This is a genomic window from Bosea sp. 124 (assembly GCF_003046175.1).
GTDB lineage: Bacteria > Pseudomonadota > Alphaproteobacteria > Rhizobiales > Beijerinckiaceae > Allobosea.
In genome coordinates this window covers 496,508-511,215 of record NZ_PZZM01000001.1, presented here as the reverse complement: position 1 = coordinate 511,215, position 14,708 = coordinate 496,508, and the positions used below count along the sequence as shown (strand labels likewise).

Sequence of the window (14,708 nt, the reverse complement as noted above, 5' to 3'; positions counted from 1 at the left end):
CACGTCCTGAACTCAGGCCCCGACCGGCGAAGACGTGAATGATCGGAATAAGCCGGCCATGACGGGAAGAGCAGGCTAGGAACCGCTTCCATCGCTCGCACCCCGGCCCTGCCAGGCAAACGCCGCAAATACCCCGATCAGCGTCGCCGCCAGCCCGAACCAGGTCAGCGCATAGGACAGGTGATTATCGGGAATGCGGGCGATCAGTTCCTTTGCATTGACGCCGGCCGGCGGGGTCAGCCCGTCGCCCTGGCGCTCGGCTTCCAGATAGAACGGCGCGGCTGGTCCCAATCCCAGTGAGGCGGCGATGGCGGTCGGGTCGCGCGTGTAGAATTCGCGCTGCGCCGGCAGGTCGGACGGCGTGAAGGAGCCGCGTCCTTCCGGTGTTCGCAGGAAGCCGGTCACGGTCGCGGGGCCGCTGGCGGGCTTGATCTCGCCGAGCCGGCTCTCCGGAACGAAGCCGCGATTGATCAGCACGACGCCGCCGTCGGCCAGTCGAAAACCCTGGAAGATCCAGCGTCCGAAGCCCGAAAGCTGGCGCGTCCCCGGCCCGCCGGCGGCGATGGTGGTGCGCACGCCGGCGACGGGCCCGTCGATGAAGCTGCCCTGAGCGGTCACCCGCGTCAGGTCGAGCGCGGCTGGGTCGAGCGCTGCCCATCCGGACGCGGCGGGCATTGCGGCAGGCGCGCCGGCGGCTTGCGCGGAGAGCCGGTCGATGAAGACGCGCTTCTCGCTCATGCGCGCGATCTGCCAGACGCCCAGCGTGCACAGGATCGCGACGCCGATGAGCGAGAGCAGAGCCGGCCAGAACAGCCGCCGCCCGGCTCCGGCGCGTGGGGCGACGTCGCTCACGCGTCGGGCCCGCCTTTGTCGAGCCGGCCTTCCTCGGCCTTGTGGGCATATTGCAAGGCGACGGCGAGCCCCTTCATCGGGCGCAGCAGGGCGAGACAGACGATCACGGCGAGCGGCAGCCAGATTACCAGATGCAGCCAGATCGGCGGCTCATAGGCGATCTCGACATAAAGCGCGGCCCCGAGCACGGTGAACCCGGCGATCAGCATGATGAACACGGCCGGGCCGTCAGCCGAATCGGCGAAGCTGAAATCCAGCCCGCAGGCGGAGCAGCGCGGGCGCACCTTCAAAAAGCCGTCGAACAGCTTGCCTTCGCCGCAGCGCGGGCAGCGGCCGGAAAGGCCGGTCGAATAGGGCGAGGGCAGGCTGTGCTGGTCGTCGGCCATGGCGGCCTCCCGAAATGCGAAAGGCGGCCGAGGCCGCCTTTCCATAAAGCTGTCAGGCGTCTCGCCGGCTCAGTGCGCGGCGGGGCCGCCGGCGCCCGCGGCCCAGACATAGATCGCGGCGAACAGGAACAGCCAGACCACGTCGACGAAGTGCCAGTACCAGGCGGCGAACTCGAATCCGAGATGCTGCTCCGGCTTGAAGTGGCCGAGATAGGCCCGGTACAGGCAGATCGCCAGGAAGATCGTGCCGATCACCACATGCGCGCCATGGAAGCCCGTCGCCATGAAGAAGGTCGCGCCATAGATGTGGCCGCTGAAGGCGAAGGAGGCGTGCGAATACTCGTAGACCTGACAGATCGTGAACAGGACGCCGAGGATCACGGTCAGCCACAGGCCCTGCTTCAACCCGGCGCGGTCGCCATGGATCAGCGCGTGATGCGCCCAGGTGACGGTCGTGCCCGATGTCAACAGGATCAGCGTATTGAGCAGCGGCAGATGCCAGGGGTCGAAGGTCTGGATGCCCTTGGGGGGCCAGACGCCGCCGGTGAAATCGTAGCGAAGATAGTTGATGTGCTCGCCCGAAAACAGGCTCGCATCGAAGAACGCCCAGAACCAGGCGACGAAGAACATCACCTCCGAGGCGATGAACATCATCATGCCGTAGCGGTGATGCATCTGGACGACGCGGGTATGGTGGCCCTCGTGCTCGGCCTCCCGCACCACGTCCATCCACCAGGCGAGGAAGGTGTAGAGCACGCCGAGCAGGCCGATGCCGAAGACGAGCGGGCCGAGCTTCATGCCGCCCAGCGTCATCGCCTTCATCCACATCACCGCGCCGGTCATCATGATCGTCGCGCTGATCGAGCCGACGAGCGGCCAGGGGCTCGGATCGACGAGGTGGTAGTCGTGGTTCTTGGTATGGGCCCCGGCCATCGTAATCAGTCTCCGCGTCCGACTTTGCAGCGCTCGTTTCCGGCGCCGATATTTACAGGTTCGATTTGCCCGAGTCACCCGTGCCCGAGTCACCCTTGCCTGGCTCACCCTTGCCGGGGTTGCCCCCGCTCTGGGCGAGCGGCTGCCCCGCCTTGGAGGCGAAATAGGTGTAGGACAGCGTGATTGCCTTCAGCCCGTCGAGCTCGCGATTCGCCGCGATCTCGGGGTCGATATAGAACACGACCGGCGCTTCCAGGCTCTCGCCCGGTTGCAGTGTATGCTCGGTGAAGCAGAAGCACTGGATCTTCACGAAGAAGGCCGCGCCTTTCTCGGGCGCGATATTGTAGCTCGCGATCCCCGTCGAGGCCCGGTCGGTGCGGTTGGTGATCTTGTAGAACACCGTCTTGGTCTCGCCGACGCGTAAGCTGATCTCGGGGCTTTCGGGTTCGAATTTCCAGCCCAGCCCCGGCGCGACATTGGCATCGAAGCGCACCGACATCGTCCGGTCCAGGATCGTGCCCGCGCCGGCCGTTCCCGTCATCGGCGTGCCGCCGAAGCCCGTCGCCTTGCAGAACATGTCATAGAGCGGCACGGCCGCGAAGGAGAGCCCGGTCATGCCCATGGCGACGCCGGCGCAGATCAGCGCCGTGCGGCCGAGATTTTTTGGTGTCTGCGGGGCGGGACGGGCGGCGCTCATCACAGCGGCCTGTTCATGATGGCTGGGCCGGTCTTCACCAGCGTCACCACGAAGAAGAACACCACGAGCCCGCCGAGCACGAGCGCCAGAGCGATCGAGCGGCGTCTGCGGCGCGCCATATCCTCCGGCGAGAAGGCGGCGGGCGCGACCGGCTGTTTGCGCGGCTCGCTCATCCGAACACCTTTGGCAGAGCCCACATCAGGCCGAGACCGTTCTCGACCAGCAGCACGGCGAAAAGCCCGAAGAGATAGAGGATCGAGAAGCCGAACAGCGAATAGCAGGCCTTGACCGCTGCCTCGCCCTCGGTCGTCCGCCAGACGCGGATGGCAAGCGCGATCATCGCCAGCCCGGTCGTGACCGAGACGACGAGATAGGCGAGCCCGCCGAAACCCATCAGGGCCGGCAGCACGGCGACCGGCGCCATCACCAGCGAATACGCCACGATCTGCCGGCGCGTCGCGGCCGGGCCGGCGACATTCGGCATCATCGGAATGCCGGCGCGCGCATAATCGGCCGACTTGACCAGCGCCAGCGCCCAGAAATGCGGAGGGGTCCACAGGAAGATGATTGCGAACAGGACGACCGAGTGCCAGCCGAGATCGCCGGTGACGACGGCCTCGCCGATCATCGGCGGAAACGCCCCGGCCGCGCCGCCGATGACGATGTTCTGCGGCGTCCAGCGCTTCAGCCACATCGAATAGACGACGGCATAGAAGAAGATCGTGAAGGCCAGCATCCCGGCCGCCAGCACATTGGCGACGAGCCCGAGCACCAGCACAGCGCCGATCGACAGCGTCAGGCCGAAGGCCAGCGCCTCGGAGGGCAGCACGCGGCCGGCCGGAATCGGGCGCTTGGCCGTGCGGCTCATCAGCACGTCGATATCGGCGTCGTACCACATGTTGAGGCAGCCGGAGGCTCCGGCGCCGACCGCGATCGCGAGCAGCGAGGCGAGCGCGATCACCGGATGCACCGAGCCCGGCGCCGTCGCCATGCCGGCGAGCGCCGTGATCACGACGAGCGACATCACCCGCGGTTTCAGCAGCGCGAAAAAATCGCGCGCCTCGCCGGTGGAGGTCAGGGCAACGCCGTCGGTGCGGGTGTCGAAGGCAGCGGACATGAACTTCGTCGTCTCGATTCCTGAAAGCGCACGCATGCGCCGTCGGCTGTGTGCGGCTGGGCCGCCCGTCTCCGGAAAGCCCTGGCGGAGGGCGCTCGGGAGAGGGGTGGCGGCGGGCCGGTGGGGCCCGCCGCCTCCTCGTATCAGTGGTCCGAGCCGGTGATGCGCGGCAGCGTCTCGAACTGGTGGAAGGGCGGCGGTGAGGACAGGGTCCACTCCAGCGTGGTCGCGCCTTCGCCCCACGGATTGTCGCCGGCGAGTTCCTTCTTCGAGAAGGCGACGAACACGCCGTAGAAGAAGACCAGCAGGCCGGCCGCGAAGATGTAGGAGCCGATCGACGACCAGAAATGCCAGCCCGCGAACGCGTCCGGATAGTCCGCATAATGACGCGGCATGCCGGCGAGGCCCAGGAAGTGCTGCGGGAAGAACAGCAGGTTGGCGCCGATGAAGGCGATCCAGAAGTGCAGCTTGCCGATCCAGTCGGGGATCATGTAGCCGCTCATCTTCGGGAACCAGTAGTAGAAGCCGGCGAAGATGCCGAACACGGCGCCCAGCGACAAGACGTAGTGGAAATGCGCCACCACGTAATAGGTCGCATGCAGCGAGCGGTCGACGCCGGCATTGGCCAGCACCACGCCGGTGACGCCGCCGACCGTGAACAGGAAGATGAAGCCCACTGCCCACAGCATCGGCGCGGTGAAACGGATCGAGCCGCCCCACATCGTCGCGATCCAGGAGAAGATCTTGATGCCGGTCGGCACCGCGATGACCATCGTCGCGAACACGAAATAGCGCTGCGTGTTGAGCGACAGGCCGGCGGTGTACATGTGGTGCGCCCACACGATGAAGCCGACGACGCCGATCGCGACCATGGCGTAGGCCATGCCGAGATAGCCGAAGATCGGCTTCTTCGAGAAGGTCGAGATGATGTGGCTGACGATGCCGAAGGCCGGCAGGATCATGATGTAGACTTCGGGATGGCCGAAGAACCAGAACAGGTGCTGGTACAGGATCGGGTCGCCGCCGCCGGCCGGGTCATAGAAGGTCGTGCCAAAATTGCGGTCGGTCAGCAGCATGGTGATGGCGCCGGCCAGCACCGGCAGCGCCAGCAGCAGCAGGAAGGCTGTCACCAGCACGCCCCAGGCGAACAGCGGCATCTTGTGCAGCGTCATGCCGGGCGCGCGCATGTTCAGGATCGTGGTGATGAAGTTGATCGCGCCTAGGATCGAGGCCGCGCCGGCGAGATGCAGCGCGAAGATGCCAAAATCGACGGAAGGACCGGGGTGCCCGGCCGAGGAGAATGGCGGGTAGATCGTCCAGCCCGTGCCGACGCCATGCGCGCCCGGGGCGCCTTCCATGAACATCGACATGATCAGCAGCACGAAGGCGGCGACCGTCAGCCAGAACGAGATGTTGTTCATGCGCGGGAACGCCATGTCCGGCGCGCCGATCATCAGCGGCACGAACCAGTTGCCGAAGCCGCCGATGACGGCGGGCATGACCATGAAGAAGATCATGATCAGGCCGTGGCCGGTGACGAAAACGTTGTAGCTCTGGCCGTTGGCGAAGATCTGCAGGCCGGGCTGCTGCAGTTCGATGCGCATCATGATCGAGAGGAAACCACCGACCAGGCCCGCCATGATCGAGAAGATCAGGTAGAGCGTGCCGATGTCCTTGTGGTTGGTGGACATCAGCCAGCGCCGCGATCCGGTCGGATGGGCGTGTTCCTCGTCGTGATGTCCGTGGGCGTGAGCGTGCGGAGCCGCTGTTGCCATCGCCTTGGTCTCCTCGTGCGAAATCGCTTCGCGACAGTCAGTCAAATCAGGTTCGCCGCAGGCCTTGCGGCCCGCAGCACGTTAACGGCTTTCACTTGGTCGCGGCGGCGACCTTGCCGGCGGCATCGCCGGCATTGGCGAATTTCTGCTTCGATTCGGCGAGCCAGGCGGCGTAGCGCTCCGGGCTGACGACGCGGAAGGCGATCGGCATATAGGCGTGGTTCTGTCCGCAGATGAACGAGCACTGGCCGTAATAGATGCCCTCGCGATCGGCCTTGAACCAGGTCTCGTTGAGGCGACCCGGGATCGCGTCGATCTTGATGCCGAAGGACGGCACGGTGAACTTGTGGATCACGTCGGCGCCGGTGACCTGCACGCGCACGACCTTGCCGACCGGAACCACCGCCTCGTTGTCGACGGCGAGCAGACGCGGAGCCTCTTCGGCCGCGATCTTCTTGGTTGCGATCGCCTCGGCGCGCTGCTTCTCGTCGAGCATCAGCGAATCGAAGCCGAAGGCGCCGCCGTCCTGGGCGTATTCATAGGACCAGTACCACTGCTTTCCGGTCACCTTCATGGTGATGTCAGCCTGCGGAATCTCGAGCTGCAGCTTCAGCAGGCGGAAGGAGGGGATCGCGATCACGACGAGGATCAGCACCGGGATCACCGTCCAGGCGACCTCGAGCAGGGCGTTGTGCGTGGTCTTGGAAGGAACCGGGTTGGCCTTCTCGTTGAAGCGCCAGGCCACGTAGAGCAGCAGGCCGAGCACGAAGATCGTGATCACGAAGATGATCACGTTCAGCCAGTCATGGAACCAGTGGATGTAGTGCGCGACCTCGGTCGCCGCGCCCTGCAGGTTCAACTGCCAGGGGCTCGGCATGCCGGTTCCGGCCATGGCGCTGTCGGGGAGCATCGTCGCCGCGGCGGCGGCGAGGGCCGATGCGGCCACGGTGGCTAGGGTCCTGCTCAGAAATCGCATCGATCCGACATAGCTCCTTGTCATGCCCTGCATGGGCCGCCCATCACGAAGCGTCCACCGGGGCGCTGATGACGGGAATTGTTCCATGCGTGGCGAGTGCGACCGCGAGGCCACCTTGCTCTTCGGGATTGCGATAAATCAAAGATCACGCTTGCGCCAGTGGGGCAATGCGGGGTGCCGGCGCATCCCGTGCGGCATAATCGCGCGAGGTCGGCCCGCGGTGGCCCGGTGATGGCCGCTCTCTCCTTGACAGGACCGGGCCTGCATGGTCCCAACGCAATCCACTGCGGGGGCAAAGCGGGATTTCGCGGCGGGGAGCCGGCTTTCCGCCTGAATTCCGCTCTTAACTTCGGTTGTATGTCCGGCGGCAGGGCGTCGGTTTGGAGGAATCGCAAGGATGGGTAGGATCATCGGACCTGTCTGCGCGGCGGCTCTCGCGCTGGCTGGCGCCGCTCTGGCCGCCGGCCCGGCGCTGGCCCAGGGCGCGGTCAAGTCGACGCATGGCGACTGGCAGATGCGCTGCGAGGTGCCGCCCGGCGCCAAGACGGAGCAATGCGCGCTCGTTCAGAACGTCGCGGCCGAGGACAGGCCGAATCTGACGCTTCTCGTCATCGTGCTGAAGACGGCCGACCAGAAGAGCAGGCTCCTGCGCGTGGTCGCGCCGCTCGGCGTGCTGCTGCCGTCGGGGCTGGGCCTCAAGATCGACGACAAGGACATCGGCCGCGCCGGCTTCGTGCGCTGCCTGACCACGGGCTGCGTTGCCGAGGTGGTGATGGACGATGCCCTGCTCGGCCAGCTCAAGGGCGGCAAGAGCGCCACCTTCATCGTGTTTCAGACGCCGGAAGAGGGGGTGGGCGTGCCCGTTTCCCTCAACGGCTTTGGCCCCGGCGTGGAGACCCTGCCGTGAGTGATGCGCTGCTTCGTCGGCCGAGCCTGCTGGCTCTGCCCTTTCTCTGCCTCGGCCTCGCCGGCTGCGGTTCTTCCGGCTCCTCCTCCGGCCAGCCAAGCACGATGCAGACGCTGGGCAATGTCCTGATGTTCCAGTCGACGACGCCGCCGCCGCCCGACCAGTTGCCGAAGGACGACCCGGACGAGCAGTTCATCTGCCCCGAGGTCATCATCGCCGATGGCGGCGCCGCGGTCCGCGCCCAGTCCGGCCCCGACAGCGGCAGCCTGCGCCACCAGATCTCGATCCTCAACGTCGCGCGCGAATGCACGCCCACCGGCAATGGCGGCTTCCGCCTCAAGGTCGGCGTCGAGGGGCGCGTCCTGCTCGGGCCCGCCGGCGGCGCCGGCAGCTATGGCGCGACGCTGACGACATTGGTCTCGCGCGGCACGACGCAGATCGCCCGCCGCTCCGCCCGCGTCGGCGGCACTGTGGCCTCCGGCCAGGGCGGCGTCGATTTCTCGCATGTCGAGGACGGCATCGTGGTTCCCGCCGGCCGCGGCGACGTCGAGATCATCGTCGGGCTGGGCGCCGGCGCGGCCACGCCGGCGCGTTCGCGCCGCCGTTAGGCGCGGCGCGAGACGGCCGCAACGCGAAGACTGGCGTTGATTGCCGCCAAACGAGGCAGCGCCGCGATTGACTAAGACGCGGCGTCTTGTATCTCTGCCAATAGCCGCAACATCCCCGCGGGAGAGACCGGGTCCGGACGTCGTCCGAGCCCGGCGCCGAAGGCGCAACCGCCCCGGAAACGCTCAGGCAAACGGACCGCGTGGGAACTGGCACTCTGGAAAGCGGCGGGGGAAACTCCGCCCACCGACGGGTGTAACCTGTCCGGCGCCACCATGCCGGCACGGGGAAATCTCTCAGGTTCCAAGACAGAGGGGGCGCGTTCCGGACAGTTCCGTCCGGGGCTTGCGCTCGACTCTGGAAGGGGCCGTCCATGGCTACCGACGCCGATGTTGCCGATGCTAATGTTGCCGCCGTCCCGGCTGCGCCTGAGGCCATCGTTCTCAAGACTCCGCTGCATTCGCGCCATGTCGCGCTCGGCGCCCGCATGGTGCCCTTCGCTGGCTACGACATGCCGGTGCAGTATCCGACCGGCATCCTGACCGAGCACAACTGGACGCGCGAGAAGGCCGGCCTGTTCGACGTCTCGCATATGGGGCAGTGCTTTCTGGTCGGGCCCGATCACGAGACCACGGCGCGTGCGCTCGAAGCCCTGATACCCGCCGACATCGTCAATCTCGCACCGGGCAAGCAGCGCTACTCGCAGCTCCTGAACGAGGAGGGCGGCATCCTCGACGATCTGATGGTGACGCGGTCGATCGATCCCGATGAGGACGGCGCGCTCTATCTGGTCGTCAATGCAGCCTGCAAGACCGAAGACTACGCCCATATCGAGGCGCGACTGCCCACCAATGTGAAGCTGATCAAGGCCGAGCACCGCGGCTTGATCGCGCTTCAGGGTCCGGCTGCCGAAGCGGCTCTGGCGGCCATCGCGCCCGAAGCCGCCGGGATGGGCTTCATGACCTCGCGCAGCATGAAGGTCGCCGGCATCAAGGCCAATGTCAGCCGGTCCGGCTACACCGGCGAGGACGGCTACGAGATTTCCGCCGCGGCGGCGAAGATCGGCGAGATCTGGGACACGCTGCTGCTCGACGCCACTGTCAAGCCGATCGGGCTGGGCGCGCGCGATTCGCTGCGGCTCGAGGCCGGGCTTTGCCTCTACGGCCACGACATCGACACCACGACCTCTCCGGTCGAGGCCGCGCTGACCTGGTCGATCCAGAAGCGCCGGCGCGAGGAAGGCGGCTTCCCGGGCGCTGCGCGCATCCAGCGCGAATTCGCGGAAGGCGTCACCCGCATCCGCATCGGCCTGCTGCCGGAAGGCCGGGCGCCGGCCCGCGAGGGCGCCGAGATCGCCACGCCCGAGGGCGAGATCGTCGGCAAGGTCACCTCCGGCGGCTTCGGCCCGACGCTGAACGCGCCCTGCGCCATGGGCTATGTCACCAAGGCCCACAGCGCGCCCGGCACCCGGCTCGATCTGATCGTGCGCGGCAAGCCGCTGCCGGCCGTCGTCGCCGCGATGCCCTTCGTGCCCAACGGCTACAAGCGCTGATCCCCAAACAACCGCTGTCCTTTCCGGAGACTGATCCCATGGCCGAGACCCGCTACACCAAGGACCACGAATACATCCGCATCGAGGGTGACACCGGCACGGTCGGCATCACCGACTACGCCCAGGGCCAGCTCGGCGACGTCGTCTTCGTAGAGCTCCCGGAGATCGGCAAGGCCGTCGCCAAGGGCGGCGAGGCTGCCGTGGTCGAAAGCGTCAAGGCGGCGTCCGAGGTCTATGCGCCGGTCTCCGGCGAGGTCGTCGCGGTCAATGGCGAGCTTGAGGCCGCGCCCGGCGCCGTCAACGAGGACCCGGCCGGCAAGGGCTGGTTCCTGAAGCTCAAGCTCAAGGACATGGCCGAACTCGAAGGCCTGATGAGCGAGGCCGAGTACCAGAACTACATCAAGACGCTCTGATCGACGGCAGTTTGGTCACCCCGGCTAAGCGGCAAAGCTGCGCCGATCCGGGATCCATTCCAGAACGCTTCAGGAATGGATCCCGGCTCCCCGCTTCGCTCCGTCCGGGATGACATTGCAGATCGACAAGACGCCAGCACTTCACATCGTCCCGGAAAGCTCTCATGCGCTATCTCCCCCTGACCGACACCGACCGCGAGGACATGCTCGCGCGCATCGGCGTGCCCGATGTCGACGCGCTGTTCTCCGATGTGCCTGACGGCAAGCTGCTGAAGGCGCCGCTGGACTTGCCCCGCGCCAAGGGCGAGCTCGAGGTCGAGCGCATCATGGCCCGGATGTCGGCGCGCAACGTCGCGGCGTCCTCGGTGCCGTTCTTCGTCGGGGCGGGCGCCTACAAGCACCATGTCCCGGCGACGGTGGACCACTTGATCCAGCGCTCGGAGTTCCTGACCAGCTATACGCCCTACCAGCCCGAGATTGCGCAGGGCACTCTGCAATATCTCTTCGAGTTCCAGACCCAGGTCGCGGCACTGACCGGCATGGAGGTCGCCAACGCCTCGATGTATGACGGCTCGACCGGCACCGGCGAGGCGGTGCTGATGGCGCATCGCGTCACGAGGCGCCGCAAGGCGGTGCTGTCGGGCGGCCTGCACCCGCACTACACCGCGGTCGTCCGGACGCTGTCGGAGATGGCGAATGACGATATCGTCGCGCTCAAGCCCGATGTCGCCGCCAATGAGGACATCCTCTCGCAGATCGACGACACGACATCTTGCGTCGTCGTGCAGTCGCCCGATGTCTTCGGCAATCTGCGCGACCTGAAGCCGATCGCCGACAAGGCGCATGCCCATGGCGCCCTGCTGATCGCGGTCTTCACCGAAATCGTTTCGCTCGGCGCGGTCGTGCCGCCCGGCGCGCAGGATGCCGACATCGTCGTCGGCGAGGGCCAGTCGATTGGCAATGCGCTGAATTTTGGCGGCCCCTATGTCGGGCTTTTTGCCGCCAAGTCGAAATACATCCGCCAGATGCCAGGTCGGCTCTGCGGCGAGACGGTCGACGCCGATGGGCAGCGCGGCTTCGTGCTGACGCTTTCGACCCGCGAGCAGCATATCCGCCGCGACAAGGCGACCTCGAACATCTGCACCAATTCCGGCCTCTGCGTGCTCGCCTTCACCATTCACATGACGCTGCTCGGCCAGGCCGGCTTCACCCGCCTCGCCGAGGTCAACCACGCCAATGCGGTCAAGCTCGCTGATCTGCTCGCGGGCGTGAAGGGCGTCTCGGTGCTGAACGAGAGCTTCTTCAACGAGTTCACGGTGAAGCTGGGCAAGCCGGCGGCGCAGGTCGTCGAGGCGCTCGCGGCCAGGGGCATCCTCGGCGGCGTCCCGGTCTCGCGCCTGCTGCCGACCGCGGGTCTCGACGACCTGCTGCTGGTTGCCTCGACCGAAATCAACACGGATGAAGATCGGGCGGCCTTCGTGGCGGCGCTCGCGGAGGTGCTGTGATGCTGAACCGTCAGGGACGTCCCACCCAGGGCACCGCGTCTGCCCAGGAGCAACACCCCACCTTCACCGGCAACAAGGCGCTCCAGCAGATCGAGCCGCTGATCTTCGAGATCGGCCATCACGAGACCACGGGCGTCGACATCGACAAGCCGGCGCCGTTCAAGGCGCGTCTCGGCCAGCATGCCCGCCAGGGCGAGATCGGCCTGCCCGGCCTCTCCGAGCCCGAGGCGATGCGCCATTACGTCCGCCTGAGCCAGAAGAACTACGGCATCGACACCGGGCTCTTCCCGCTCGGCTCCTGCACGATGAAGCACAATGCTCGCCTCAACGAGAAGACGGCGCGCCTGCCGGGCTTCTCCGACGTGCACCCGCTGCAGCCGGTCTCGACCGTGCCGGGCGCGCTCGAGGTCATGCTCGAACTCTCGCATTACCTGATGACGCTGACCGGCATGCCGGCGGTGGCGCTGTCGCCGAAGGCCGGCGCCCATGGCGAGGCCTGCGGCATGATGGCGATCAAGGCCGCCATCGCCGCCAAGGGCGAGGGCGCCACCCGCACCGTCGTGCTGGTTCCCGAATCGGCCCATGGCACCAACCCGGCGACCGCAGCCCTGATCGGCTTTTCGGTGCGCTCCGTGCCGGCCCGTGCGGACGGCACCGTCGCGGTCGAGGATGTGAAGGCCCTGCTCGGGCCCGACATCGCTGCGATCATGCTGACCAACCCCAACACCTGCGGCATCTTCGAGCCGCAGATTGTCGAGATCGCCGCCGCGATGCATGAGGCCGGCGCCTATTTCTACTGCGACGGCGCCAACTTCAACGCGATCGTCGGCAAGGCGCGGCCGGGCGATCTCGGCGTCGATGCCATGCACATCAACCTGCACAAGACCTTCTCGACGCCCCATGGCGGCGGCGGCCCGGGTGCCGGTCCCGTCGTGCTCTCGGAGCGGCTCGCGCCTTTCGCGCCCGTGCCGTTCATCCATGTCGAGGGCGGCACGCCGCGCCTTGTCGAGAACGCGGCCGACGCCCCGCAGGGCAACGCTCCCTTCGGCCGCATGACCGCCTTCCACGGCCAGATGGGCATGTATGTCCGCGCTCTGACCTACATGCTGAGCCACGGCGCCGACGGCATGAAGCAGGCCTCCGAGGACGCCGTCCTCAACGCCAACTACATCCGCGCCGGCCTGTCGGATCTGATGTCGCTGCCGTTCCCGGACCACCCCTCGATGCACGAGGCGCTGTTCGACGATGAATGGCTCAAGGGCACGGGCGTCTCGACGCTCGATTTCGCCAAGGCGATGATCGACGAGGGCTACCATCCGATGACGGTGTATTTCCCGCTTGTCGTCCACGGCGCGATGCTGATCGAGCCGACCGAGTCGGAATCGAAGGCCTCGCTCGATCTCTTCATCGCGACTTTGCGTGATCTCGCCATGGCCGCGAAGGGCAACGACAAGGAGCGCTTCACGGCCGCCCCGCATCACGCTCCGATCCGCCGCCTCGACGAGACCCGCGCTGCCCGCCAGCCGGTGCTGAAATGGGTCAGGCCTGCGCCGGTCGCGGAAGCCGCGGAGTAAGTTGCGATCTTGCTGGCGGCGCAGGCCGCCAGCAACATTCCGATACGGAAATCCCCGCGCTGCCTTAAGGCTTCCTTGACCATGTGCGAGGGATGCTTCCGTCATGCGTCACTGACGCAGTGTGGGATTTTACGTCCATGGCCGTGCGTTTCGTCAAAGCTACCGTCGCTGCTCTCGCCTTGTTGCTGGGGGCGGCGACTGCGCGCGCCAACGAGCCGAGCTACGGCCCCAACACCTATGACCGCACGCTCGAGGCGCTGATCGCGCATGAGGACATCGCCGGTCGCGGCGGCTGGCCGAAGGTGCCGGCGAGCGCCACCGCGCTGAAGCCGGACGCACAGGGGCCCGATGTCGTGGCATTGAAGCAGCGCCTGATGCTCAGCGGCGACTTGCCGCCGGACGCGCTGCCAGGCGATCTCTACGATGCCGCCGTCGTCGCGGCGGTGAAGCGCTTCCAGATCCGCCACGGCCTGTCCGATCTCGGAACGGTGGGCCGCCTTACGCTGAAGGCGATGAATACGCCGGTCGAGGTGCGGCTGAACCAGCTCACCGCGACGCTTGAGCGACTGAAGGGCAACGGCTTTTCCTTCGCCGAGCGCTACGTGGTGGTCAATATCCCTGGCGCCAGCGTCGAGGCGGTCGAGAACGGCAAGGTCCAGCGCCGCCATCTCGCCATCGTCGGCCGGGCAGACCGGCCCTCGCCGGTGCTTCAGGCCAACATCACCTCGGTCAACCTCAACCCGACCTGGACGGTGCCGACCTCGATCGTCAAGGCAGACATCATTCCGCATATGCGCAAGGACCCGGCTTTCCTGACGAAGTCGCATATGCGCCTGCTCGGGGCGGAGAATCGCGAGATCGATCCGGCGACGGTCAACTGGGCCGGCCTGACCTCGCCCTATTTCACCGTGCGGCAGGATCCCGGCCCCGACAATTCACTCGGCCAGATGAAAATCGACATGCCGAACACGGAAGCCGTCTATCTGCACGACACGCCGAAGAAGGCGCTCTTCCGCAACGATGTCCGCTTCAACTCCTCCGGTTGCGCCCGCATCGAGGGCGTGCGCGACCTCGGCGCCTGGCTGTTGGAGGGGACGGAGTGGACCCTGCCGGCGATCGAGGCCGAGATCGCCAAGGGCGAACGCAAGAACATCTCGCTGAAGAAGGCCGTTCCGGTCGCCTGGGTCTATCTCACCGGCTGGCAGGGGGCTGATGGCCTGATCCATTTCCGCGAGGACATCTACGGTCTCGACACGCCGCAGGGCATCGTCACCTCGACGATCGTGGCGCGCAAGGCCAGGCCGAAGGCTGCGCAATCGGGACTTGAGGCAAAGCCGATGGCTGCTCCGCCTGTGCGGCCCGCCAGGACGGAGGCCATTCCGGCCAAGACGCTGACCGTCTCGAACTGAGGCCTG

General features: G+C 66.7%; 15 protein-coding genes and 2 riboswitches. Of the genes, 7 read left to right on the top strand and 8 right to left on the bottom strand.

Annotation, left to right across the window (positions count from 1 at the left end):
• Positions 1-75 precede the first annotated feature (75 nt).
• From C8D03_RS02445 to coxB, 8 genes are all read right to left on the bottom strand, one after another.
• Entirely contained in the window at positions 76-852 is a 777-nt protein-coding gene (locus tag C8D03_RS02445) for an SURF1 family protein (protein WP_181300615.1), read from the bottom strand.
• The gene (locus tag C8D03_RS02440) at positions 849-1,238 is read right to left on the bottom strand and encodes a DUF983 domain-containing protein (protein WP_108044844.1); all 390 of its coding nucleotides are present in this window, start codon (positions 1,236-1,238) and stop codon (positions 849-851) included. The genes C8D03_RS02445 and C8D03_RS02440 overlap by 4 nt, the downstream gene beginning before the upstream one ends.
• A 69-nt stretch (positions 1,239-1,307) precedes the next feature.
• Complete coding sequence (locus tag C8D03_RS02435; RefSeq protein WP_108044843.1) at positions 1,308-2,171, bottom strand: cytochrome c oxidase subunit 3; 864 nt, start codon at positions 2,169-2,171, stop codon at positions 1,308-1,310.
• Between the two features lie 52 nt (positions 2,172-2,223).
• A complete protein-coding gene (locus C8D03_RS02430) occupies positions 2,224-2,868 on the bottom strand; it encodes a cytochrome c oxidase assembly protein (protein WP_108044842.1) in 645 nt (214 codons plus the stop codon).
• Entirely contained in the window at positions 2,868-3,041 is a 174-nt protein-coding gene (locus tag C8D03_RS26350) for a hypothetical protein (RefSeq protein ID WP_181300613.1), read from the bottom strand. The genes C8D03_RS02430 and C8D03_RS26350 overlap by 1 nt, the downstream gene beginning before the upstream one ends.
• On the bottom strand, positions 3,038-3,985 hold the full coding sequence (locus C8D03_RS02425) for a heme o synthase (protein ID WP_108044841.1): 948 nt from the start codon (positions 3,983-3,985) through the stop codon (positions 3,038-3,040). The genes C8D03_RS26350 and C8D03_RS02425 overlap by 4 nt, the downstream gene beginning before the upstream one ends.
• A 143-nt stretch (positions 3,986-4,128) precedes the next feature.
• Positions 4,129-5,760, bottom strand: a complete 1,632-nt coding sequence (gene ctaD, locus C8D03_RS02420) for a cytochrome c oxidase subunit I (protein WP_108044840.1) — start codon at positions 5,758-5,760, stop codon at positions 4,129-4,131.
• 91 nt (positions 5,761-5,851) lie between these two features.
• A complete protein-coding gene (gene coxB, locus C8D03_RS02415; protein ID WP_108051106.1) occupies positions 5,852-6,736 on the bottom strand; it encodes a cytochrome c oxidase subunit II in 885 nt (294 codons plus the stop codon).
• 397 nt (positions 6,737-7,133) lie between these two features.
• Between coxB and C8D03_RS02410 the strand changes: the two genes are divergently transcribed.
• The 7 genes from C8D03_RS02410 (at position 7,134) to C8D03_RS02380 (ending at position 14,702) form a co-directional block, all read left to right on the top strand.
• Entirely contained in the window at positions 7,134-7,643 is a 510-nt protein-coding gene (locus tag C8D03_RS02410) for an invasion associated locus B family protein (protein WP_108044839.1), read from the top strand.
• A complete protein-coding gene (locus C8D03_RS02405) occupies positions 7,640-8,251 on the top strand; it encodes a hypothetical protein (RefSeq protein ID WP_108044838.1) in 612 nt (203 codons plus the stop codon). Before C8D03_RS02410 ends, C8D03_RS02405 begins: the two co-directional genes overlap by 4 nt.
• A 108-nt stretch (positions 8,252-8,359) precedes the next feature.
• A riboswitch (glycine riboswitch) is annotated at positions 8,360-8,460 on the top strand.
• Positions 8,461-8,571: riboswitch (glycine riboswitch) on the top strand.
• Between the two features lie 51 nt (positions 8,572-8,622).
• Positions 8,623-9,801 (top strand): glycine cleavage system aminomethyltransferase GcvT, encoded by a 1,179-nt coding sequence (gcvT, locus tag C8D03_RS02400; RefSeq protein ID WP_108044837.1) that lies wholly within the window; start codon positions 8,623-8,625, stop codon positions 9,799-9,801.
• A gap of 38 nt (positions 9,802-9,839) precedes the next feature.
• A complete protein-coding gene (gcvH, locus tag C8D03_RS02395) occupies positions 9,840-10,214 on the top strand; it encodes a glycine cleavage system protein GcvH (RefSeq protein WP_108044836.1) in 375 nt (124 codons plus the stop codon).
• Positions 10,215-10,378: 164 nt separating this feature from the next.
• The gene (gene gcvPA, locus C8D03_RS02390; protein ID WP_108044835.1) at positions 10,379-11,719 is read left to right on the top strand and encodes an aminomethyl-transferring glycine dehydrogenase subunit GcvPA; all 1,341 of its coding nucleotides are present in this window, start codon (positions 10,379-10,381) and stop codon (positions 11,717-11,719) included.
• Positions 11,719-13,293 (top strand): aminomethyl-transferring glycine dehydrogenase subunit GcvPB, encoded by a 1,575-nt coding sequence (gcvPB, locus tag C8D03_RS02385; protein ID WP_108044834.1) that lies wholly within the window; start codon positions 11,719-11,721, stop codon positions 13,291-13,293. Before gcvPA ends, gcvPB begins: the two co-directional genes overlap by 1 nt.
• Before the next feature lie 137 nt (positions 13,294-13,430).
• A complete protein-coding gene (locus tag C8D03_RS02380; protein WP_181300610.1) occupies positions 13,431-14,702 on the top strand; it encodes a L,D-transpeptidase family protein in 1,272 nt (423 codons plus the stop codon).
• The last annotated feature ends 6 nt before the right edge of the window (positions 14,703-14,708 follow it).